Annotated in this window: 21 protein-coding genes; 13 read left to right on the forward strand and 8 right to left on the reverse strand. The window is 63.9% G+C overall.

The features are described 5' to 3' along the window. Nucleotides 1–95: 95 nt before the first annotated feature. Nucleotides 96–1,640 carry a bifunctional AfsR/SARP family transcriptional regulator/alpha/beta hydrolase gene (locus BM374_RS15730; protein ID WP_092293695.1) on the forward strand — a complete coding sequence of 515 codons (1,545 nt, stop codon included), beginning with the start codon at nt 96–98 and terminating at the stop codon, nt 1,638–1,640. Between the two features lie 37 nt (nt 1,641–1,677). Here the strand turns inward: BM374_RS15730 and BM374_RS15735 are convergent, their stop codons facing one another. Then, nucleotides 1,678–2,331, reverse strand: a complete 654-nt coding sequence (locus BM374_RS15735; RefSeq protein WP_092293697.1) for a TetR/AcrR family transcriptional regulator — start codon at nt 2,329–2,331, stop codon at nt 1,678–1,680. A gap of 246 nt (nt 2,332–2,577) precedes the next feature. On the opposite strand from BM374_RS15735, the gene BM374_RS15740 reads away from it, so the two are divergent. From BM374_RS15740 to BM374_RS15750, 3 genes are read left to right on the forward strand one after another with little or no spacing between them, the layout of a single operon-like run. After that, complete coding sequence (locus BM374_RS15740; RefSeq protein ID WP_092294916.1) at nt 2,578–3,120, forward strand: OsmC family protein; 543 nt, start codon at nt 2,578–2,580, stop codon at nt 3,118–3,120. Between the two features lie 38 nt (nt 3,121–3,158). Then, nucleotides 3,159–4,292, forward strand: a complete 1,134-nt coding sequence (locus tag BM374_RS15745) for an acyl-CoA dehydrogenase family protein (protein ID WP_177248337.1) — start codon at nt 3,159–3,161, stop codon at nt 4,290–4,292. 51 nt (nt 4,293–4,343) lie between these two features. Continuing rightward, on the forward strand, nt 4,344–5,222 hold the full coding sequence (locus BM374_RS15750) for a sulfurtransferase (RefSeq protein WP_092293701.1): 879 nt from the start codon (nt 4,344–4,346) through the stop codon (nt 5,220–5,222). A 79-nt stretch (nt 5,223–5,301) separates the two neighbouring features. On the opposite strand, the gene BM374_RS15755 is transcribed toward BM374_RS15750, so the two are convergent. Further along, a complete protein-coding gene (locus BM374_RS15755; protein WP_092293703.1) occupies nt 5,302–7,236 on the reverse strand; it encodes a sigma 54-interacting transcriptional regulator in 1,935 nt (644 codons plus the stop codon). A gap of 159 nt (nt 7,237–7,395) precedes the next feature. Here BM374_RS15755 and BM374_RS15760 point away from each other — a divergent pair, with 159 nt between their 5' ends. The 4 genes from BM374_RS15760 (at nt 7,396) to cynS (ending at nt 11,195) form a co-directional block, all read left to right on the forward strand. Beyond that, complete coding sequence (locus BM374_RS15760; protein WP_092293705.1) at nt 7,396–8,775, forward strand: CmpA/NrtA family ABC transporter substrate-binding protein; 1,380 nt, start codon at nt 7,396–7,398, stop codon at nt 8,773–8,775. Nucleotides 8,776–8,925: 150 nt separating this feature from the next. Next, the gene (gene ntrB / locus BM374_RS15765; protein ID WP_092293708.1) at nt 8,926–9,765 is read left to right on the forward strand and encodes a nitrate ABC transporter permease; all 840 of its coding nucleotides are present in this window, start codon (nt 8,926–8,928) and stop codon (nt 9,763–9,765) included. A 6-nt stretch (nt 9,766–9,771) separates the two neighbouring features. Continuing rightward, nucleotides 9,772–10,689, forward strand: a complete 918-nt coding sequence (locus tag BM374_RS15770) for an ABC transporter ATP-binding protein (RefSeq protein ID WP_092293710.1) — start codon at nt 9,772–9,774, stop codon at nt 10,687–10,689. A 20-nt stretch (nt 10,690–10,709) separates the two neighbouring features. Further along, nucleotides 10,710–11,195, forward strand: a complete 486-nt coding sequence (gene cynS / locus BM374_RS15775) for a cyanase (protein ID WP_092294918.1) — start codon at nt 10,710–10,712, stop codon at nt 11,193–11,195. 61 nt (nt 11,196–11,256) lie between these two features. On the opposite strand, the gene purB is transcribed toward cynS, so the two are convergent. Further along, complete coding sequence (gene purB, locus BM374_RS15780; protein WP_092294920.1) at nt 11,257–12,687, reverse strand: adenylosuccinate lyase; 1,431 nt, start codon at nt 12,685–12,687, stop codon at nt 11,257–11,259. Between the two features lie 94 nt (nt 12,688–12,781). Beyond that, nucleotides 12,782–13,105, reverse strand: coding sequence for a DUF1476 domain-containing protein (locus BM374_RS15785; RefSeq protein ID WP_092293712.1), 324 nt, complete (start codon nt 13,103–13,105; stop codon nt 12,782–12,784). A gap of 320 nt (nt 13,106–13,425) precedes the next feature. Here BM374_RS15785 and purC point away from each other — a divergent pair, with 320 nt between their 5' ends. Then, a complete protein-coding gene (gene purC / locus BM374_RS15790) occupies nt 13,426–14,193 on the forward strand; it encodes a phosphoribosylaminoimidazolesuccinocarboxamide synthase (RefSeq protein WP_172782948.1) in 768 nt (255 codons plus the stop codon). A gap of 13 nt (nt 14,194–14,206) precedes the next feature. Then, on the forward strand, nt 14,207–14,449 hold the full coding sequence (gene purS / locus BM374_RS15795; protein ID WP_092293714.1) for a phosphoribosylformylglycinamidine synthase subunit PurS: 243 nt from the start codon (nt 14,207–14,209) through the stop codon (nt 14,447–14,449). Here purS and BM374_RS40115 read toward each other — a convergent pair. Together BM374_RS40115 and BM374_RS15805 are read right to left on the reverse strand one after the other, a co-directional pair. Next, nucleotides 14,425–14,733, reverse strand: a complete 309-nt coding sequence (locus BM374_RS40115) for a hypothetical protein (RefSeq protein ID WP_177248338.1) — start codon at nt 14,731–14,733, stop codon at nt 14,425–14,427. The genes purS and BM374_RS40115 overlap by 25 nt on opposite strands. Further along, nucleotides 14,730–15,746, reverse strand: coding sequence for a magnesium and cobalt transport protein CorA (locus BM374_RS15805; RefSeq protein WP_092294922.1), 1,017 nt, complete (start codon nt 15,744–15,746; stop codon nt 14,730–14,732). The genes BM374_RS40115 and BM374_RS15805 overlap by 4 nt, the downstream gene beginning before the upstream one ends. Nucleotides 15,747–15,913: 167 nt before the next feature. Between BM374_RS15805 and purQ the strand changes: the two genes are divergently transcribed. Further along, nucleotides 15,914–16,615 carry a phosphoribosylformylglycinamidine synthase subunit PurQ gene (gene purQ, locus BM374_RS15810; protein WP_092293718.1) on the forward strand — a complete coding sequence of 234 codons (702 nt, stop codon included), beginning with the start codon at nt 15,914–15,916 and terminating at the stop codon, nt 16,613–16,615. Between the two features lie 48 nt (nt 16,616–16,663). Here purQ and BM374_RS15815 read toward each other — a convergent pair whose 3' ends face one another. Then, the gene (locus BM374_RS15815; protein ID WP_177248339.1) at nt 16,664–17,143 is read right to left on the reverse strand and encodes a PaaI family thioesterase; all 480 of its coding nucleotides are present in this window, start codon (nt 17,141–17,143) and stop codon (nt 16,664–16,666) included. Between the two features lie 187 nt (nt 17,144–17,330). Here BM374_RS15815 and purL point away from each other — a divergent pair, with 187 nt between their 5' ends. Then, nucleotides 17,331–19,541, forward strand: a complete 2,211-nt coding sequence (gene purL, locus BM374_RS15820) for a phosphoribosylformylglycinamidine synthase subunit PurL (protein WP_092293720.1) — start codon at nt 17,331–17,333, stop codon at nt 19,539–19,541. Nucleotides 19,542–19,640: 99 nt separating this feature from the next. Here the strand turns inward: purL and BM374_RS15825 are convergent, their stop codons facing one another. Beyond that, nucleotides 19,641–20,828: an acyltransferase family protein gene (locus tag BM374_RS15825; protein WP_092293722.1), complete on the reverse strand. Its 1,188-nt coding sequence runs from the start codon at nt 20,826–20,828 to the stop codon at nt 19,641–19,643. A gap of 182 nt (nt 20,829–21,010) precedes the next feature. Here BM374_RS15825 and BM374_RS15830 point away from each other — a divergent pair, with 182 nt between their 5' ends. Continuing rightward, nucleotides 21,011–21,184: a DUF1328 domain-containing protein gene (locus BM374_RS15830; protein WP_092228199.1), complete on the forward strand. Its 174-nt coding sequence runs from the start codon at nt 21,011–21,013 to the stop codon at nt 21,182–21,184. Nucleotides 21,185–21,293 lie beyond the last annotated feature (109 nt).

The following is a 21,293-nucleotide window of genomic DNA, read 5'->3' on the forward strand; positions in this document are numbered from 1 at the left end:
GAGCCTGAATCGCTCGCAGGCGAAGGGGCTCGATCTGGCGCAATGACTAATGTCCGACCGTCCCCTGTGCGTCCCCCGAGTGGAGGAAGGATTCCATGACGGCTTTCTCGCTTGGGACGTTCGGGTTCCCCGAGGTCCACGCCGACGGCCGCGCGGTCAAGCTGGCCTTGCGCAAGGGGCTTGCGCTGCTGGTCTATCTTGCCGAGGCCAAGGGCACCGTCGCCCGGGACGTGATTGCCACGCAGCTATGGCCCGAGGCCGACCGCGAGACCGGCCTGGCGCGCTTGCGGCGGCTGCTTCATCGTATCGAGCTCGCGCTTGGCGAGCCGGTGTTCGAGACCGACCGCACCAGCGTGCGCTGGTCTCCGGTGGTCGAACTGACGATCGATACGCACCTGTTCGAAAGGGCGTGCGACCGCGGCGCGTTTGAGGAAGCCTCTCAGATCTATCGGGGCGACTTCCTTGCGGGCTTCTCACCGGAGGATTCTCCCGAATTCGACGATTGGGCGTTCTTTCGCCGTGAGGCGCTGCGGGGACGGCTCGTGCATGCGCTGGAGCGGCTGGTGCAGGACAAGAATGCCGCCGGAGATCATATGGCTGCGACCGTGCATGCGCGCCGTCTGGTCGAGCTCGATCCGCTCAGTGAAGTCTATGGCCGGCATCTGATCCGCAGCCTGTTGCTGTCAGGTGACCGCAGCGCGGCGGAGCGGCATCACGCCGCGCTGACGCAGCGGCTGCGCGACGAGCTCGACGTCGCGCCGGAAGCGGAGACCGAGGCGCTGCTGAGCCCCGCTGCCGCGGCGCAGGCTGTGCCGACGACGCGCTACGTCAAGGGCTCAGGCGTACATCTGGCCTATCAGACCTATGGTAACGGGCCGCTCGATATCCTGGTCATGCCGGGCTTCGTCTCGCATGTGGAGCGCGCCTGGGAGCATCCCGCCAGCCGCACGTTCCTGGCGTCGTTGATGAAGCTCGGGCGCTTGATCGTGTTCGATCGCCGCGGCATCGGGCTGTCGGACCGGGTTGGATCGGCGCCTGATATCGACGTCACCGCGGAGGATATCGGCACCGTGCTGCAGGCGGCGGGCTCGCGCCGCGTCGTGCTGTTCGGTGCGTCCGAGTGCGGGCCGGCTTGCGTCAAGTTCGCAGTGGACCAGCCGCGTCGCGTCGCCGGCCTCATTCTGTTCGGCGCATTGGCAAAAGGCTGCTGGGCGGAGGACTACCCGCATGCGCTGCGTGCCGGCCAGTATGATGCGTGGAGCAAGCATCTCGTCACCCAATGGGGCGGCCCGGTCGGGATCGAAGCCTTTGCACCGAGCCTTGCCGGTGATCCGCAGGCGCGCGCCTGGTGGGCGGGGCTGCTGCGCGCGGCCTCCAGCCCCGGCGGCATCTCGGCCGTGCTGGACGCGTTTCGCGACGCCGACGTGCGGCACCTGCTGTCGCAAATCACCGTGCCGACGCTGGTGCTGCACCGGCGCGGCGACAAGGCTGTTCGGATCGCGGCGGGCCGCGACGTCGCGAGCCGGATTCCGGGCGCGCGATTCGTCGAGCTCGACGGTCATGATCACTGGTTCTTTGCCGGCGATCAGCGGCCGGTGCTGGAAGCGATCGGGCAGTTCGTAGAAGAAATGAAGCGATAGAGTTCGGTCAACCTACGGGACTACGGGGCAGCGAAGATCACACCGTCTCCAGCTGATCCGCTCCGCGCCTCTTCCTGGCCTTGGTCAGGTTGAGCAGGGGACCGGCCGTGAGCGCTGCCGTATCGGCGACGCCCGGATCGCGCGAGATCATCGCGGCAACGATCGCACCATCGATGATGAGGCCGAGCTGGTGTGCGAGCACGGCGGGCTCGGTCGATCCGAGCTCACCGGCGAGTTTTTCGATGTGGGCGAGCACGATCTTCTTGTGCTTGAGCGCGATGGTGCGGAATTGCTTGGCGTCCTTGTCATGCTCGCCGACGGCGTTGATGAAGGGGCAGCCGTAGAAGCGCTCTTCGGCAAACCAGCTCTTCAGCGTCGGGAAGATGCGCGTGAGTTTCGCCTGGGCATCGCCGCCACCTTGCTCCATGGCGCCGATGAACCATTCGCGCCACTGCCTGCCTTCGCGCTCCAGCACCGCGTTGACCAGGTTGGTCTTGGAGCCGAACAACTTATAGAGCGTGGTCTTGGCAGTGCCGGCTTCCTCGATGATCGCATCGATGCCGGTGGCGTTGATGCCGTTCTTGCAGAACAGATGCGATGCGGCACTGAGCAGGCGCCCGCGCGCGGATTCGTCGTCGCCTGTGCCGGCGTGGGGCGAACTGGAATTCTTCTTCGATGAAGCTTTTGCCATGAGTGCAAACTTACCTGCTGGCAGGTCGCATCAGCAAGACGCATCTGTTCGGCGCCGAAAAGATTCGCATGGGGATGCGCATCTGCATCGCCTTTGAGCAAAGCGTGGCCAGTCAATCCGCAGACAGGCGATGCTAAGCGGCTCCAATGTCTCGTTTTTCGATTCTGGCCGGCTCTGGCACGCTCCATGCAAGAAAACAGACCGTTCGGTATCCTGCCGATTTCCACTTCTGCCAGGGAGAAGATGATGACTGCCGTCGTTCAAAAGACAGTGCTGACGGGTTGCCTCGCGCCCATCGACAAGAATGGCCTCGAGCAACTGATCGCGAGCGGCAAGGCCAATCCGAAGGTCGTCAAGACCTTGAAATGCAAGACGGTCGCGGAAGGCAAATTCCGCCACGCCAACTACATTCGCAATCTGCCGCCCTACATCGTCGACGAGCCGCCGGGTCTTCTGGGTGACGACACCGCGCCCAATCCGTCGGAGGCTTCGCTCGCCGCGCTCGGCTCCTGCCTTGCCGTCGGCCTGCACGCCAACGCCGTGCATCGCGGCTGGATCGTCAACAAGCTCGAGCTCGAGCTCGAAGGCGACCTCAACATCACCGCGGTGTGGGGCACCGGCGACGTCTCCGACAAGCCGGTCGGCTTCACCGATGTCCGCGTCAAGGTCGACATGGAATGCGAGGGCATCTCGCCGGACGAGATCAACGCGCTGGTCGCCCATGTGAAGAAATGGTCGCCGGTCGCCAACACTTTCACCCGCCCGGTCAATCTCGAGGTCGGCATCTAGGGCCCACGGCAGCAGGACATCAGGTGCGGGAGACGATCATGGGTTCACTGGCGATATCGCGGACCGAAAATTTGGATCAGCCCGCACCGTCCATTGTGGGCGAGGTGGCGCGGATCGCACGCGAGCAGCTCGCGCCGCTGGCCTCCGGCATCGACGACGGCACGGTCTATCCGGCCGAGGTGCTGCGTGCGTTCGGCGCGGTCGGCGCCTGGGGCAGTCACGTGCCTCAGGAGGGCCCTGCGGATTTGCGCTGTGCCATCCAGGCGATGGCGGCGATCGGCGAAGTCTGCGGCAGCACGGCCTTCATGGCCTGGTGCCAGAACACGCTGGTCTGGTACGCCGCCAATTCGACCAACGTGAAGCTGGCCAAACGCTTTGGCGATGCCTTCTCGACCGGCCGCGTGCTCGGCGGCACCGGGCTCTCCAATCCCATGAAGAGCTTCTTCGGCATCGAGAAGCTGAAACTGAAGGGACGCAAGGTCGAGGGCGGCTACATCGTGCGCGGTGCGCTGCCCTGGGTCTCCAATTTGGGTCCGGACCATTATTTCGGCACGATCTTCGAGCGAGAGGACGACAAGGGCACCGCAAGTGGCGGGTCCGGGACCGTCATGTTCCTGGCCGACTGCTCCGACCCTGCGATCACGCTGACGCCGTGCAAGCCGTTTCTCGCCATGGACGGCACCGGAACCTATGGCGTGCAGTTTCGCGAGCCGTTCGTGCCCGACGAATTGATTCTGGCCGATCCCGCCGAACCTTTCGTCAAGAAGATCCGCGCCGGCTTCATCCTGCTCCAGGCCGGGATGGCGCTCGGCGTCATCAGGGACTGCATCAACATCATGGACGAGGTCGGCAATCCGCTCGGTCACATCAATCGCTATCTGCCGCAACAGCCGGTGCATTTCCGCGATCTCGCGAGCGAGCTCGAGGCCGAGACCATGGCACTGGCGCGCGATCCCTACAATGAAGAGGAGACCTATTGGCGCAAGGTGATTGCGCTCCGCCTTCGTGCCGGCGAAGCCAGCGTCGCGGCGGCCCATGCAGCGATGCTGCATTGTGGCGCACGCGGCTATCTCAGGAGCCACCGCGCGCAGCGTCGCCTGCGCGAGGCCTATTTCGTCGCGATCGTCACGCCTGCCACCAAGCAGTTGCGCAAGATGCTCGCCGAGTCCTGATCTTTTGCGAGTCCACCCCGAAAGACCCCCAACCTCAACGGAGAGGCTGCCATGACTGACGTTCTGATCACTGCCGTCGAACTCGCCGATCTCTTGAAGCTAGAGCCGTGTGTCGTGATCGACACCCGCAATCCCGATGCCTACGCCGCCGGACATCTCCCGGGCGCCGTCAACGTGCACGAGATCTTCACCTTCCTGGCGACCTCGACGCCGGAGGGCATCAGCGAGCTGAAGACGAAGTTCGCCGACGCTTTCGGCGCGGCCGGTCTCTCCGGCAAGGAGACAGTGGTGATCTACGAGCAGTCGATGAATTCCGGCTTCGGCCAGTCCTGCCGCGGCTATTACCTGCTCACCATGCTCGGCTATCCCAAGGTGAAGGTGCTGCACGGCGGCTTCGAGGCCTGGTCGGCCGCGGGCTTGCCGGTGACCAAGGATGTTCCGACACCGGCCAAGGCCTCGTTCGCGATCGTGCCCGAGGCGGGCGACATCCTGATCGACGCCAAGACCATGCTCGCGGCGGTCGGCAAGCCCGGCATCGCCATCCTCGATGTGCGCGATGTCGACGAGTGGATCGGCGACAGCTCCTCCCCGTACGGCAAGGATTTCTGCCCGCGCAAGGGCCGCATCCCCGGTGCCGTCTGGCTGGAATGGTACCGCATGATGAAGCCGACTGCCGAAGGTCCGCGCTTCAAGTCCAAGGACGAGATCCTGGCGGAATGCGCTACCGTCGGCATCTCGCCGACGACGCCGGTTTATCTCTATTGCTTCAAGGGGGCTCGCGCCTCCAACACCTTCCTCGCGCTCAAGAACGCCGGCGTGAAGGACGTGCGGATGTATTTCGGCTCCTGGAACGAATGGTCGCGCGATCCCTCGCTGCCGATCGAGCAGGGGCTGCCGATCGCAACAGGCGTGACCACCAGGGCGGCCTGAGCCGCCACGCGCCCGCAGAGTTCGGTCCACCTCTCCCTTCGGGAGAGGTGTTCCCCGTCCCACATCGATCCGACCAAAACTATCCTGCTTGAGTGGCCCGCGGACGAGGCGCGATCCCCAGCGCCTTGATCCGCGAGGCCAGCGTGGTCGGCTTGATGTCGAGCATTTCGGCCGCACCACCGGGGCCGAACACTTTTCCCGCACAGGCCTCGAGCGCGGCCAGGATGTTGGCGCGCTCGTGGTCGCGCATTTCGGACGACGTCATCACTGCCGGGCGCGTGTCGATCTTCTGACGCGCGATGCCGGTTGGAACTTGTGCGCTTGATGGATCGGGCAGGTCGATGCGCAGGCGGCCGTTCTGCGACAGGATCGCCGCGCGCTCGATCACGTTCTGCAGTTCGCGGACATTGCCGGGCCAGTCGTAGCGGGCGAGCCGCCGCGCATCGCCCTCGGAGAGGCGCAAATTGGACTTCAGTGCCTTGCCCTCGCGTGTCAGGAAATGCTGGGCCAGCAGCGGAATGTCCTCGCGCCGTTCGCGCAAAGGAACGGTCTCGATCGGAAACACGTTGAGGCGGAAATAGAGGTCCTCGCGGAAACGGCCGCGCTGGACCTCCTGCTTGAGATCGCGATTGGTCGCGGCGATGACGCGGACGTCGACGGTCCGCGTGCGCTCCTGCCCGACGCGCTCGAAATTGCCCTCCTGCAACACACGCAGGAGCTTGCCCTGCAATTCGAGCGGGATCTCGCCGACTTCGTCCAGGAACAGCGTGCCGCCATCGGCGAGCTCGAAACGGCCGATGCGGTCGCGCGTCGCGCCGGTGAAGGCGCCACGGACATGACCGAAGAATTCGCTCTCGAACAATTCGCGCGGGATCGCCGCGCAATTGACGCGGATCAGCGGCCGGTCGCTGCGGGTGGAATCATCGTGGATGGCGCGCGCGATCAGCTCCTTTCCGGTGCCGGATTCGCCCGTGATCATCACCGCCGCGGTGGTCGGCGCCACCAGCTTGACCTGGCGCAGCGTCTTCTGGATCGCCTCGCTTTGACCGATGATGCCGCGCGGGTTGGTCTCGATGCGGATCTCCTCCTGGAGATAGGCGTTCTCCAGCTCGAGCCGCTCGCGCAGGCGGTCCACTTCAGCGAGGGCTGCGTGCAGCTTCTCGTCGGCCTCGCGCCGCTGGCTGACGTCGCGAAACACCACGACGGCGCCGACAACGACGCCGCGGTCGCGAATGGGTGTGGAGGTGTATTCGACCCAGGCCGGCGAGCCGTCCTTGCGCCAAAACACCTCGCCGTCGACCTGATGCACGGCGCCGTCGCGGAACGCTGCATAGATCGGGCAATCGTGGTCGGGATAGTGTCTGCCGTCGTGATGGGTGTGGTGCACGATCGGGTGGATTTCCTTGCCGACCAATTCTTCCGCGGTCCAGCCCAGCATGCGTTCCGCGGCGGGGTTCACGAACGTGGTCTTGCCTTCGGCGTTGACACCATAGATGCCTTCGCCGGCGGCGCGCAGGATCAGCTGGTTTTCGCGCTCGATGTCCTGGAACACGCGCTCGACGCGCTGCCAGGTCGAGATGCCGCTGCGCATATGGTCCTCGGCGGCGGCATCGACATTGCGACGGCGGCGCGCCTCGAGATCGGTCAGGGTGAGTTGCACAAGCGTGCGGCCGTCATGAGGCAGCACACAGCCGGCATATTCCAGCCTGAGCGTTTGGCCGGTGGCGTGGCGGGGGGTGAGCGCCGTGCTCCAGTAGGCGCCCTTGTGCAGCACGGCCTGGGTGAAGACGGTGAGAGCCGGGAGCTCTCCGGCGTGCAGCGTGCTCGCCCTGGTCTGCCGCAACAGGGCGCGGTCATAGCCGAGCAGGGCGCAGGCGGCCGGATTGGCGTCGACGATCTGGTCGGCATAGGGATCGACCAGCAACGTTGCCTCGATCGAGGATTCGAACGCCGCGATGCGCGGATCGATCGCGGGAGCCACGTCATCGTGGGCAGGCATTGGCGTCGTTGCCATTGCGAGATCTCGTAATTGAACTACGAAATCTCGTTTATCACGACTTCTCGTAGTGGCCAAGTGCGACCGAAAACCCTGCATCATCAAGGCACTGGCCGGTCGAGCATCTATGGCATGCTCCTTGCGTAATTGCTCCTGCAACGACGCGCAGGAGGTTCGATGTCCACGTTCGACAATCCGTTTGATCCCGATCGCAACCTTCGCGTCGGCTGCGTCTGTGGCCAGCACCGATCCGCGGCGGAGCACGCGCAGGCGGCGGCGCTACGCTGCGAGCCTGTCGAGAGCGAGGAGAAGCGTTACGAGGGAGTGGTTGCCTCCGCGGTCATGCGCGCGGTGTTTCCGCAGGATGGCGCGCGGCGCGCCTTCCTGAAATCGGTCGGCGCATCGACCGCGCTTGCCGCGCTCTCGCAATTCTTCCCGCTCAAGACCGCGACCGAAGTGTTCGCCGATACCGGCACGCCGGAGAAGAAGGACCTCAAGGTCGGCTTCATCCCGATCACCTGCGCGACGCCGATCATCATGGCGGCGCCACTGGGCTTCTATGCCAAGCACGGCCTCAATGTCGACGTGGTCAAGACCGCCGGCTGGGCCGTGATCCGCGACAAGACCATCAACAAGGAATACGACGCTGCGCACATGCTGGCGCCGATGCCGATCGCGATCTCGCTTGGCCTCGGGGCCAACGCCATTCCGTTCGCCGTGCCCGCGATCGAGAACATCAACGGGCAGGGCATCGTGCTCGCGACCAAGCACAAGGACAAGCGCGATCCCAAGGACTGGAAGGGATTGAAGTTCGCGATCCCCTTCGACTATTCCATGCACAATTACCTGCTGCGGTATTATCTCGCGGAAGCCGGGCTCGATCCTGATACCGACGTGCAGCTGCGTTCCGTGCCGCCGCCGGAAATGGTCGCCAACCTCCGCGCCGACAATATCGACGGCTTCCTCGCGCCCGACAACATCTGCCAGCGCGCGATCTATGATGGCGTCGGCTTCATGCATCTCTTGTCGAAGGAGATCTGGGACGGTCATCCCTGCTGCAGCTTTGCCGCCAGTCGCGAGTTCATCACCACGGCGCCGAACAGCTTTGCCGCGCTGACGCGCGCCATCGTCGATGCCACCAACTATGCCTCGAAGGCCGAGAACCGCAAGCAGATCGCGGAAGCCATCGCGCCCGCCAATTACATCAACGCGCCGGTCACAGTGCTCGAGCAGGTGCTGACCGGCACTTATGCAGACGGTCTCGGCGGCGTGAAGACCGACGCCAAGCGCGTCGATTTCGATCCGTTCCCTTGGCAGTCCTTTGCAGTCTGGATGCTGACGCAGATGAAGCGGTGGGGCCAGATCAAGGGCGATGTCGACTACAAGGCGATCGCCGAGCAGGTGTATCTGGCGACCGACACCAGGAAGCTGATGACCGAGATGGGCTTGGTGCCGCCGGAGAGCAGCTACAAGTCGTTCGCGGTGATGGGCAGGACCTTCGATCCGGCCAAGCCGGAGGATTATCTGGCGAGCTTCAAGATCAGGAAGGCGTCGTGATGATTGACGCTCTCGTGTCCCCAAGCCGATGCAGCGCGAAGTGCTGCTTCGCTGAGCCGGGACCCAGTTGGGCCGCCTGGGTCCCGGTTCTGCGTCGCAGCGCCGGCGGCGCTGCGCCACGCCCGGGACACGATACCTGGAGGACCTGACATGACATCCTCTCTCCGCGTCCGCGCCGGTCTCGTCTCCGTCGCGCTGCTCATCGCGTTCCTCGGCATCTGGCATCTCGCCACGCGCTCGACCGCGCCGGTGGCGACCATGAGCCCGGAATACGCCAAGCTGATGGGCCTCACCGCCACGCAGGGCAAGTCGGCGATGCCGGGGCCGCTCGATGTCGGGGCAAAGCTCTGGGAGCATTTGAAGCGGCCGTTCTATGACAACGGGCCGAACGACAAGGGCCTCGGCATCCAGCTTGCCTATTCCATCGCGCGCGTCGGCACGGGCTATCTGCTCGCGGTGCTGGTTGCCATCCCGCTCGGATTTCTGATCGGCATGTCGCCGCTGCTCAGCAAGGCGCTCGATCCCTTCATCCAGGTCTTGAAGCCGATCTCGCCGCTGGCCTGGATGCCGCTCGCCCTCTACACCATCAAGGATTCCTCGATCTCGGCGATCTTCGTCATCTTCATCTGCTCGATCTGGCCGATGCTGCTCAACACCGTCTTTGGTGTGGCCAGCGTGCGCAAGGAATGGATCAACGTGGCGCGAACCCTGGAGGTCGGCACCGTCAGGCGCGCCTTCACGGTGATCCTCCCCGCAGCGGCGCCGACGATCTTGACCGGCATGCGGATCTCGATCGGCATCGCATGGCTCGTGATCGTCGCCGCCGAGATGCTCGTTGGCGGCACCGGCATCGGCTATTTCGTCTGGAACGAGTGGAACAATCTTTCGATCACCAACGTGATCATCGCGATCCTGCTGATCGGCATCGTCGGCATGCTGCTCGACCAGATCCTGGCGCGCTTCACGCGCCTGGTCACGTTTCCGGAGTAGGGCGCGATGAGCGGCAAGTTCGTCTCGATCGAAGGCATCGCGAAACGCTATTCGAGCGCGGGCGGTACGACGACAATCTTCGAGAATCTCTGGCTGTCGATGGCACGCGGCGAGTTCGCTTGCGTGATCGGCCATTCCGGCTGCGGCAAGACCACGGTGCTCAACATTCTCGCCGGCCTCGATGAGCCGAGCGAAGGCGCCGTCATCGTCGATGGCCAGGCGATCTCGGGGACCAGCCTCGACCGCGCCGTGATCTTCCAGAGCCACGCGCTGCTGCCTTGGCGCACCGTGCTCGGCAATGTGAGTTACGCGGTAAGCTCGAAATGGCGGAGCTGGGATCGGGCCAAGGTGAGGGCGCATGCGCAGAGCTTCATCGATCTCGTCGGTTTGACCGGATCGGAGCACAAGCGACCGTCAGAGCTGTCCGGCGGCATGAAGCAGCGGGTCGGCATCGCGCGGGCACTGTCGATTACGCCGAAGATGATGCTGATGGATGAGCCGTTCTCTGCATTGGATGCGCTGACGCGCGGCACGCTCCAGGATGAGGTGCGGCGGATTTGTCTGGAGACCGGGCAGACCGCGTTCATGATCACCCACGACGTCGACGAGGCGATTTATCTCGCCGACAAGATCTTCCCGATGACCAACGGTCCCGGCGCCGTGCTCGCCGAGATCGTCGAAAATCCACTACCGAGGGATCGCGGCCGCACCGATCTGCACCGTCATCCGCTGTACTATGCGCTGCGCAACCACATCGTCGATTTTCTGGTGACGCGCAGCAAGACCTTTGCCGCCGGGACGCCGGATCACGATCCCCGCAACGTGCCGATTGTTCACATCGGCAAGCCTGGCCTTGCGATCGCATCAGATGCGAAGCCGGAAGCGCCCAGAGAGACGTCATGCCCCGGACAAGCCCGGGCATGACGACAACCAAGGAGACCAACATGAAACGCGAAGACCTCACGGAGAAGCTGCTCGACATCAAGCGCGAGAAGGGCTGGAGCTGGAAATACATCTGCGAGAAGATCGGCGGCTATTCCGAGGTGCTGATCACAGGCGCGATCCTCGGCCAGATGAAATTGACCAAGCCGCAGGCGGCGAATGCCGGCGAGCTGTTCGGCCTGTCGAAGTCGGAAGTCGCGATGCTGAACGAGACGCCGATGCGCGGCATGCCGATGCCGCCGACCGATCCCCTGATCTATCGCTTCTACGAGCTGGTCATGGTCAACGGGCCGGCGTGGAAGGCGTTGATCGAGGAGGAATATGGCGACGGCATCATGTCGGCGATCGACTTCGACATGGTCATGGAACGCCTGCCGAACCCGAAAGGCGACCGCGTCAAGATCACCATGTCGGGCAAATTCCTCCCGTACAAATATTACGGCGCCAGCGGCAACGTGCCGGAGTACGGGTTTAAGGAGAGCGAATAGCGAATTGCGAGTAGCGAATGGAATCTCTTTTCCATTCGCTATTCGCTACTCTCCATTCGTCTTAGAGGATCGCGCCCGGCGTGTACTTGGCCGCCTCGGGCTTCGCCTTCGCCAGCGCTTCGACCTGTTCGGCGAAGTAATCGACTTGGGCGCCGGCATCGCCGGAATTGGCACGGCCGTGCTCGAGCACTTGGCTCAGCTCGGCTTCGCTCAGGCCAAGGCGCTGATCGGCGGCGAGACGCTTCAAGAGGTCGTTCTGCACGATCTTGCCGGTGCGCAGGTCGCGGATCGCCGCGACCGCGTGCTCCTTGATCGCCTCATGCGCGCCTTCACGGCCTGCGCCTTTCTTCACGGCTTCCATCATCACCGTGGTGGTCAGCAGGAACGGCAGATAACGGTTGAGCTCTGTGGCGACGACGGCGTCGAATATTTCCATCTGGTCGAGCACGGAGAGCAGGGTCTCGAGCAGGCCGTCCATAGCGAGGAAGGCATCGGGCAGCATGACGCGGCGGACGACCGAGCAGGAGACGTCGCCCTCGTTCCACTGATCGCCGGCAAGGCCTGCGGCCATGGCGAGATAGCCCTTCAACACGACATGCAAGCCGTTGATGCGCTCGCAGGAGCGGCTGTTCATCTTGTGCGGCATCGCGGACGAGCCGACCTGGCCCTTGGCAAAGCCTTCGCTGGCGAGCTCATGGCCGGCCATCAGGCGCAGCGTCTTGGCGAAATTGCCGGGACCGCTGGCAAGCTCGGTGAGCACGCTGACGGCGCGGAAGTCGAGACTGCGCGGATAGACCTGCCCGACCGCATCGAAGCTCCTGGGCAGGCCGAGGTGCTTGAGAATCTGCTTTTCGAGCGCGCGCGCCTTGCCGGCATCGCCGTTGAACAGGGTGATCTGGTCGAGCCGCGTGCCGACCGCGCCCTTCAGGCCCCGCGCGGGATAGGTGTCGAGCACGCCCACGAGGCTCTGATGCGACACCAGCATCTCCTCGCCGAACATGGCGATGCGCTTGCCGAGCGTCGTCACCTGCGCGGCGACATTGTGCGTACGCGCGGTGAACGGCACGTCGCGGAGTTGCTTGGCGTGCTTCGCAAAGCGAATCAGGGCGGCGATGCTCTTGGTCTCGATCAGCTGCAGCCCGCGATAGACCTGGAGCTGCTCCACGTTCTCGGTGAGGTCGCGGCTGGTCATGCCCTTATGCAGGTGCTCATGACCGGCCAGATCGCAGAACTCCTCGATCCTGGCCTTGACGTCGTGGCGGGTGATGCGCTCGCGCCGCATGATGGAGTCGAGATCGACCTGGTCCTTCACGCGCTCGTAAGCTTCGATCACGCCATCGGGCACCGGGATACCGAGGTCGCGCTGGCCTTTCAGTACGGCGATCCAGTAGTCGCGTTCAAGGCGAACCTTGCCTTCGCCGCTCCAGATGGCGCGCATGGCAGGCGAGGCATAGCGTTGGGCGAGGACGTTGGAAATATGATCCTGAGACATGCCGCCCATTTGGCACCGCTGGGGGCCGGCTGCAAGCCCGAGAGGGCGGCCGGCGGATGGGCCTTCCATGGCCATCCGCCGCACGCTGTTAAGCTTACTTCCCGGCCTTCACCTCGGCGGCTGCGACCGCGACCAGCTCGCTCATCTTGGCCCGAATCGCCTGTTCGGTGATGGCGACGTTTTTGGCGGCGAAATCGGCCATGACCTTGCGCAGGACGTCGCCGTCGCCGGCTTCCTCGAAATCGGCCGCGACCACCTCCTTGGCATAGGCGGAGGCGGCTTCGCCCGAGATTCCGAGCTTTTCGGCTGCCCAGAGCCCCAGCAGCCGGTTGCGGCGGGCTTCCGCCCTGAATTTCTGCTCCTCGTCCAGGGCAAACTTCTTCTCAAAGCCTTCTTCGCGCTTGTCGAATTCGCTCATGCGTCTTCCGATTCCTTCGGCTGTGGCCCTCGTTGCGGGGGCCCCTCCGGATGCCTAGATAGAGAGCAGGAATCGGCGAAACAACGAGCCGTAAAGCCGCAGGCAAGGCGGTATAAGTCAGCGTCGGATAGGCCGGATCGATTGTGCTCGGACAGCCAATCGGATAGGTTGCCTAAAGGCTTGGTTCCCGTTCTGTTTCCTGGCGTTTTCCTGGATTCAGATCGGTTCCAGGCTGTTCACGGCAGCTCCGCTGTGGGTCGTAATCCTAGTAACCGGAGCACACCAAATACATGGATTTCAACAAAACACGGTACATCCCAATGAGCCGTCGGCGTCGCATTTACGAAGGCAAGGCAAAGGTTCTGTATGAAGGTCCCGAGCCCGGTACCCTGATCCAGCACTTCAAGGACGACGCCACCGCGTTCAATGCGAAAAAGCATCAGGTGATCGAGGGCAAGGGTGTCCTCAACAACCGGATCTCGGAGTACCTGTTTCAGCATCTCAACGACATCGGGGTGCCGACCCATTTCATCCGCCGTCTCAACATGCGCGAGCAGTTGATTCGCGAGGTCGAGATCGTGCCGCTGGAGGTGGTGGTGCGGAACGTCGCAGCCGGCTCGCTGTCGCAGCGCCTCGGCATCGAGGAGGGCACTCAGCTGCCGCGCTCGATCATCGAATTCTACTACAAGAACGACCAGCTCAACGACCCCATGGTGTCGGAAGAGCACATCACCGCGTTCGGCTGGGCTACCCCCCAGGAGATCGACGACATCATGGCGCTCGCCATCCGCGTCAACGATTTCCTCACCGGCCTCTTTCTCGGCATCGGCATCCGCCTCGTCGACTTCAAGATGGAGTGCGGCCGGTTGTTCGAGAACGAGATGATGCGCATCATCGTCGCCGACGAGATCTCGCCGGACAGCTGCCGTCTGTGGGACATCAAGTCGAACGAGAAACTCGACAAGGATCGTTTCCGTCGTGACCTCGGCGGCCTGCTCGAGGCCTATACCGAAGTCGCAAAGCGCCTCGGCATCCTCATGGAGAACGAGCGTCCGCAGGGCACGGGTCCCGTGCTGGTAAAGAGCTGAAGAGGAAGATGACGTGAAGGCACGTGTCACCGTTACCCTAAAGACAGGCATCCTCGATCCGCAAGGCAAGGCCATCGAAGGCGCGCTGAAGTCGCTCGGCGTCGACGGGGTCGCCAGCGTCCGCCAGGGCAAGGTGTTCGACATCGAGCTCGCCGGCGCCGACAGGGCCAAGGCCGAAGCTGCGCTGAAGGACGCCGCGGACAAGCTGCTGGCGAATACGGTGATCGAGAATTATCGCATCGAGATGAAAGCATAAGGGCAGGCGAACTGCCCCAAGTGACGCCAGAGCTGATGTTCGAGGTTTTGAAATCGGTCCAGGCGCGGCTTGCGCAGGTCGATGGCAAAATCGATGAAATGAAGCAGGAGATCCTGGCGTTGCGGACGCCCCAGAATGCTGCTCGCCAAGACGTTACGAGTGTCTTTCATGAGATCGCAGGGATTCATGCCACGTTGGTGAGGCATGAAGGCCGCCTCGATCGCATTGAGCGCAGGCTCGAGCTGAACGAGGCGCCTGTCCGATAAAACCGGACGGGCGCTCACAGCCACCCCAGGCGACGGAAACGCCGGTACAGACCTGCACACGCAAGCGCCATAAGTCCCATCACGACGAAGTAGCTGTATTCCCATTGCAGCTCGGGGATGTACTTGAAATTCATCCCGTAAATGCCAGCGACGGCCGTCGGGACGGCGAGGATCGCAAGCCACGAGGCAAGCTTCTTCGACACCGCGGTCTCCTGCGCCTGGCCGACCAAGAGGCTCGCTTCGAACGCGAAGGCCAGCACCTCGCGCATGGAATCGATCCGCTCCTGGATATTGCGGACGTGGTCGGTGACGTCGCGGAACAGCGGCTGCATGGCCTTCCGCACCATCGACAGCTCGTCGTGCTCCAGCCGGCGGCAGACTTCGACCAGCGGCCCGATGGCATTGCGCAGCCGCAGGAGGTCGCGGCGGAGCATGTACAATCGCTCGATCTGCGCCTTGCTGATCGGCTTCGAGAGCACGTCGTCCTCGATGCCTTCCACCTCGTCGTGAATGCTCTCGAGCACGGGAGAGTAGTTGTCGACGATGAAATCGAGGATCGCATAGAGGATGTAGTCCTCACCGCGGGCGAGCGCCCGCGGGCAGCTCTCGCAGCGCTCGCGCACGGCGGTGTAGGAGGTCGAGGCGCCGTGGCGGACGGTGACGAGATAGCCTTCGCCGACGAAGATGTGCGTCTCGCCGAAGGCGATCCGCCCCTCGATCAGCTGCGCCGTCCGCGCCACGATGAACAGGGCCTCGCCGTATTGCTCGATCTTCGGCCGCTGGTGGGCGTGGTCGGCGTCCTCGATGGCGAGGTCGTGCAGGTCGAACTGCTTCTGCACCGCGCCGAGCAGCGCCGTATCGGGCTCGTGGAGGCCGATCCAGACCACGTGGCCGGGCTTGGCCCGCCAGCTCGAGGCCTCGCTGATGGCGATATTGGCGACGCGCCGGCCGTCGACATAGGCGCCGGCCGCGACGACGCCCTCGGTGGACACCGGTTCGGCTAGAGGTGTCGGCCGTGACGGGACATTCATGACATCCATCCCGGGCAAGATCCTTGGGCAGCGGTGCCCTGGCTATGGCCTGTGTACAAGGCCATCAGGCGAGGCTAGCACTGGTAAAATCCCCGTCAAATGGCTATGTCTCCTGGCGAATTGGCCCATGGGCCAGCCCGATTCCAGCCATTGTCGGAACCCGAAGCATGAAAGCCGCCGTCCTCGTCTTTCCCGGAATCAACCGCGAGCGCGACATGGCGCGGGCGCTGAAGCTGATCTCGGGCCACGAGCCGGCGATGGTGTGGCATGCCGAGCCGTCATTGCCCGCCGGCACCGACCTCGTGGTCGTGCCCGGCGGCTTCTCCTACGGCGATTATTTGCGCTGTGGTGCGATTGCCGCGCGGGCGCCCGTGATGGATGCGGTGCGCGACTACGCGGGCAAGGGCGGCCTCGTGCTCGGCGTCTGCAACGGTTTCCAGATCCTCTGCGAGTCCGGCCTGTTGCCGGGCGTCCTGATGCGCAATGCGCGGCTGAAGTTCATCTGCAAGGATGTGCATCTGCGTGTCGAGCGCTCCGACTCGCCGTTCACGCGCGGCTACAATGCCGGGCAGGTAATCCGCGTACCGGTCGCGCATGGCGAGGGCAATTACGAAGCGGATGAAGAGACCATCAAGCGGCTCGAAGGCGAGGGGCGGGTGCTGTATCGCTACTGCTCGGCCGAGGGCGTGGTCGACGATGCCAGCAACATCAACGGCGCTGCGCATTCGATCGCGGGCATCGTCAACGACAAGGGCAACGTGCTCGGCATGATGCCGCACCCCGAGAACCACGTCGAAGACATCATGGGCTGCACCGACGGCCGCGGCCTGTTCGCAGGCCTCACCGCGCATCTCGAAAAGGCCGCGTAAGCTTCATTCCGCCCTCAACGCAGGCGGTCACCGTGGCGAGCCGTCGAACTATGCGCTCGGCGGCGGGAGTGCCTTCCGTTTCATCCGCTTGATCGTGCCGGAAAATGTGAGCAACAGCCTCTGGCCGGCCATCATCTCCCCGCGCAAGAAGATCAGCGAACCGCCGGCGCGACTCACCTTGCCGGTACATTCGATCAGCTCGCCCTCGCGGGCCGCGTCGAGGAATTCGCAGGCAAAATTGGTCGTCACCGCCCGGCTGTCGAGGACATGGGTGGCGATCGCGAACAGCGAATAATCGGCAAAAGCCATGTAGCAGCCGCCGTGGACGTTTCCGGAGCCGTTAAGGTGCTTCTTTTCGACCCGGAAGGCGCAGCGGACGCTGCCGTCCGCCTCGATCCGGTGCCAGAAGGGGCCAACATGGGCTTCAAAGCTGTCGCGGATCCAGGTCCGCCAGCCCAGGAATTCGCCCTCCGTGGCGACGTGGAGGTCGGGGCGGCGAGGCGGGGGCGTTTTGGTCAATTCGTGCAAGGAAATGGGCCTTCAATTGCGGGTCTTTAGCCCTTAAATCCGATCCGTCCACGCCGTGCAATTCCTGTTCCCGCAAGGCCACCGGCCGCAAAACGTGGGACAGCGGGAAAATGCGTCATAAAGGGCTTTTCCAAGCCCCCCGATGTTCCTAAGAACGGCCAAACCGCCGCCGAAAGCCTCTGAAGCCATGAAGAACGAACCCAAGATCACCCCCGAACTGGTTGCCGCCCACGGGCTCAAGCCCGACGAGTATGAGCGCATCCTGAAGCTGATCGGGCGGGAGCCGACCTTCACCGAGCTCGGCATCTTCTCGGCGATGTGGAACGAGCACTGCTCGTACAAGTCCTCGCGCATCCATCTCCGCGGCCTGCCGACCAAGGCGCCCTGGGTGATCCAGGGTCCCGGCGAGAACGCCGGCGTGATCGATATCGGCGATGGCCAGGCGGTGGTCTTCAAGATGGAGAGCCACAACCACCCGAGCTACATCGAGCCGTATCAGGGCGCGACGACAGGCGTCGGCGGCATCCTGCGCGACGTCTTCACCATGGGCGCGCGCCCCATTGCCTGTCTCAATGCGCTGAGCTTCGGCGCGCCCGAACATGCGAGGACCCGGCATCTCGTCTCCGGCGTCGTCGCGGGCGTCGGCGGTTACGGCAATTCCTTCGGCGTGCCGACGGTCGGCGGCCAGGTGCGCTTCCACACCCGTTATGACGGCAACATCCTCGTCAACGCGATGGCGGTGGGCCTCGCAGACGCCGACAAGATCTTCTATGCGGCCGCCTCCGGTGTGAACATGCCGATCGTCTATTTGGGCTCCAAGACCGGTCGTGACGGCATTCACGGCGCCTCGATGGCCTCAGCCGAGTTCGACGACAAGTCCGAGGAGAAGCGCCCGACCGTGCAGGTCGGCGACCCCTTCGCCGAGAAGCTGCTGCTCGAGGCCTGCCTCGAGATCATGGAGAAGGGCTGCGTCATCGCGATCCAGGACATGGGCGCGGCGGGCCTGACCTGCTCGGCAGTGGAAATGGGCGCCAAGGGCGATCTCGGCGTCGATCTCGATCTCGATGCGGTGCCGACCCGCGAGATCGGCATGAGCGCCTACGAGATGATGCTCTCGGAAAGCCAGGAGCGCATGCTCATGGTGCTCAAGCCCGAGAAGGAAAAGGAAGCCGAGGCGATCTTCAAGAAGTGGGGCCTCGACTTCGCGGTGGTCGGCTACACCACGCCGAGCAAGCGCTTCGTGGTCAAGCATGGCGGCGACGTCATGGCCGATCTGCCGATCAAGGAGCTCGGCGACGAGGCGCCGGTGTATGACCGTCCGCATGTCCCGTCCGCCGCGCTGCCGATCGTGCATGCGCGCGAGGTGCCTGCGCCGATGGCGCTTGGCGCTGCGCTGGAAAAGCTGATCGGCACGCCAGACATGTGCAGCAAGCGCTGGGTCTGGGAGCAGTACGACCACGTCATTCTCGGCAACACCATGCAGCGCCCCGGCGGTGATGCCGCGGTCGTTCGCGTGCAGGACGGGCCGAAGGGCTTGGCGCTGACCGTCGACGTCACGCCGCGCTATTGCGAGGCTGATCCGTTCGAGGGTGGCAAGCAGGCGGTGGCGGAAGCCTGGCGCAACATCACTGCGGTTGGCGGCAAGCCGCTCGCGATCACCGACAATCTCAATTTTGGCAATCCCGAACGGCCCGAGATCATGGGCCAGTTCGTCGGCTGCCTGAAGGGCATCTCGGAAGCGTGTCGCACGCTCGATTTCCCGGTCGTGTCAGGCAACGTCTCGCTCTACAACGAGACCAACGGCCGCGCGATCCTGCCGACGCCCTCGATCGGCGGCGTCGGCCTGCTCGACGATTTCACCAAATCCGCGTCGCTGGCGTTCAAGGCTGAAGGTGAAGCGATTCTCTTGGTCGGCGAGACCCATGGCTGGCTGGGCCAGTCGGTTTACCTGCGCGACATCTGCGGTCGCGAGGAGGGCGCGCCCCCGCCGGTCGATCTCGCTGCCGAGAAGCGCAACGGCGATTGCGTGCGCGGCATGATCCATGCGGGCACGGCGACGGCGGTGCATGATCTCTCCGATGGCGGCCTCTTGATCGCGCTCGCCGAGATGGCGATGGCGAGCGGCATCGGCGCCAAGCTGCTGGCGGCCCCAACGGCACTCGTGTCACAGGCCTATTGGTTCGGCGAGGATCAGGCGCGCTATCTCGTCACCGTGCCGGAAACCGAAGCCGGCCGCGTGCTCGCCAAGATGCGTGGCTGCGAGGTGCCTTGCGTGCGGATCGGCACCACGGGCGGCGACGCGATTGCGATCGCGGGTGAGGCGCCGGTGACGATCGACAGCTTGCGGACGTCGCACGAGCGCTGGATGCCGGAGTATATGGGCGAGAAGGCGGCGTAAGGCGCGGCTACGCACTCCGTCATTGCGATAAGCAATCCAGAATCGTTCCGCAGACGCAGCCTGGATTGCTTCGCTGCGCTCGCAATGACGCGTGGGGCCTCACAACACGTGTGACGCGCCGGGAATCTTCCGCAAAGCCGCCGTGATGCCCCAGCTCAGGATCACTGTGAGCACGAAGCCGATCGCGGCCTTCACGATCGCCGGCAGTTCATAGTCGAACAGCGCGTACTGGATCCACAGCGCGATCGGGTAATGCACCAGGAACATGCCATAGGCATCGGCCTGCATGCGGTCGAGCGGGGTCGGGCCCGGCGCCTTCGAATGCAGGAAGAAGGCGAGGATCGCGAGCAGGATCGAGGCCGAGAACAGCACCAGGAACGTGCCGTAGAAGACATGGTACCAGTGCGGCAGCACGTCGGGATTATCGAGGATTTCGCGCTTGATGTAGATCATGCACCACATCAGGCAGTAGGGGATCAGCGTCACGATCATCCACAACCAGCGGCTCTTCGGCAGCTGGCCATCGGCGCCGAGGATGCCGCGATCGAAATTCGCAGCCCCGACGCTGACGCCAATGAAGAAATAGGCGAAGTAGAGCAGGATGCGGCTCGCCTGGACCGAGAACGGGCCGAACTCCAACCATCTGTTGGCGCCGAAATAGACCAGGGCGGGCACATAGGCGATGACGGTGACGACCGCCAGCATCAGCCAAAAGGCGACCGGCTGCTTGAATCCCCGGAGCGAGACGCGGTTGCCTGGATCGACCAGATGCGCCGAGACCCGGTAGAGCAGGCTTGCGCTGAGGTCGAACGCCAACAGCACCCAGACGAACCAGATCGGGCCGCTCGGCCACGGGCCAACGGTGATCGTCTTCGACCAGAACGCCGCGAAAGTCAGCTCGGGATTTTCGCGCAGTGCGATCGCGTAATAGGCGAGCGGGATGATGGTGAAGGCCGCGACCGCGAACGGCAGGCCGAGCCGCAGCAGGCGGTCGCGCAGGAAGACCTGCGGCGCCTTGCGCGCGATGCCGGGCCAGGTGAACAGGCCCGACAGAAAGAAGAACATCGCCATGAAGAAGCTGTCCGTGGCGAGCACGACGATGTCGAAGCCGATCCACGACGCCGGGTCGGTGTGACCGAAATAGGTGTAGGGAATGACCGCGTGATGCAGCAGCACCACCAGCGTCAGGAAGGTACGGGTGCGGTCGAGCGACAGATTGCGCGCTTTGGCCTTCGGCTCGGCATGCGCCTCTGCGCCCATCTTCGCAGAGTGTGACATCGTAATCATGGTCGCCCCGGTCGCACTTCTATCCGGGCCGGACTGTGCCGCCGGGAACCCAATTCAGCAAGAGCGGTTTGCGCTGCGAAAATTGCTTGCCATGCCTGTAGGAACCAGTTCCCCACAACGCAGTTAGCGTTCCCGAACGGGGTGGGCCGCCGGTTGCGGCCACAGATATTGCGGAGCTGGCGATGACGATCTTGAAATGGGCGCTGATCTTCCTGCTGATCTCGATCGTGGCTGGCGTGCTCGGCTTCACCGGCATCTCGGCGGCCTCCGCCGATGTCGCCCGCTTTCTGTTCTATGTCTTCGTTGTGATCTTCCTGGTGCTGCTGATCCTCGGGCTGACGATCTTCAGGGCGTAGTCCGGGCGGGACCGCCGCAGGACCGGGAGTTTTACCGCTGGGCAAGAGGAAGCAAATCCAGATAATCTCTGGTTGCGTGCCTTTCATGGAGCGGGGCTGACCATCAGTA

It is taken from the genome of Bradyrhizobium sp. Ghvi, assembly GCF_900115265.1.
Taxonomy (GTDB): Bacteria; Pseudomonadota; Alphaproteobacteria; order Rhizobiales; family Xanthobacteraceae; genus Bradyrhizobium.

Bases quoted from the DNA above. Each gene is read 5' to 3' on its own strand.
- BM374_RS15730 (WP_092293695.1), top strand. From the start codon at position 96: ATGACGGCTTTCTCGCTTGGGACGTTCGGGTTCCCCGAGGTCCACGCC.
- BM374_RS15735 (WP_092293697.1), bottom strand. From the start codon at position 2,331: ATGGCAAAAGCTTCATCGAAGAAGAATTCCAGTTCGCCCCACGCCGGC.
- BM374_RS15740 (WP_092294916.1), top strand. From the start codon at position 2,578: ATGACTGCCGTCGTTCAAAAGACAGTGCTGACGGGTTGCCTCGCGCCC.
- BM374_RS15745 (WP_177248337.1), top strand. From the start codon at position 3,159: ATGGGTTCACTGGCGATATCGCGGACCGAAAATTTGGATCAGCCCGCA.
- BM374_RS15750 (WP_092293701.1), top strand. From the start codon at position 4,344: ATGACTGACGTTCTGATCACTGCCGTCGAACTCGCCGATCTCTTGAAG.
- BM374_RS15755 (WP_092293703.1), bottom strand. From the start codon at position 7,236: ATGGCAACGACGCCAATGCCTGCCCACGATGACGTGGCTCCCGCGATC.
- BM374_RS15760 (WP_092293705.1), top strand. From the start codon at position 7,396: ATGTCCACGTTCGACAATCCGTTTGATCCCGATCGCAACCTTCGCGTC.
- ntrB (WP_092293708.1), top strand. From the start codon at position 8,926: ATGACATCCTCTCTCCGCGTCCGCGCCGGTCTCGTCTCCGTCGCGCTG.
- BM374_RS15770 (WP_092293710.1), top strand. From the start codon at position 9,772: ATGAGCGGCAAGTTCGTCTCGATCGAAGGCATCGCGAAACGCTATTCG.
- cynS (WP_092294918.1), top strand. From the start codon at position 10,710: ATGAAACGCGAAGACCTCACGGAGAAGCTGCTCGACATCAAGCGCGAG.
- purB (WP_092294920.1), bottom strand. From the start codon at position 12,687: ATGTCTCAGGATCATATTTCCAACGTCCTCGCCCAACGCTATGCCTCG.
- BM374_RS15785 (WP_092293712.1), bottom strand. From the start codon at position 13,105: ATGAGCGAATTCGACAAGCGCGAAGAAGGCTTTGAGAAGAAGTTTGCC.
- purC (WP_172782948.1), top strand. From the start codon at position 13,426: ATGAGCCGTCGGCGTCGCATTTACGAAGGCAAGGCAAAGGTTCTGTAT.
- BM374_RS15805 (WP_092294922.1), bottom strand. From the start codon at position 15,746: ATGAATGTCCCGTCACGGCCGACACCTCTAGCCGAACCGGTGTCCACC.
- purQ (WP_092293718.1), top strand. From the start codon at position 15,914: ATGAAAGCCGCCGTCCTCGTCTTTCCCGGAATCAACCGCGAGCGCGAC.
- purL (WP_092293720.1), top strand. From the start codon at position 17,331: ATGAAGAACGAACCCAAGATCACCCCCGAACTGGTTGCCGCCCACGGG.
- BM374_RS15825 (WP_092293722.1), bottom strand. From the start codon at position 20,828: ATGATTACGATGTCACACTCTGCGAAGATGGGCGCAGAGGCGCATGCC.
- BM374_RS15830 (WP_092228199.1), top strand. From the start codon at position 21,011: ATGACGATCTTGAAATGGGCGCTGATCTTCCTGCTGATCTCGATCGTG.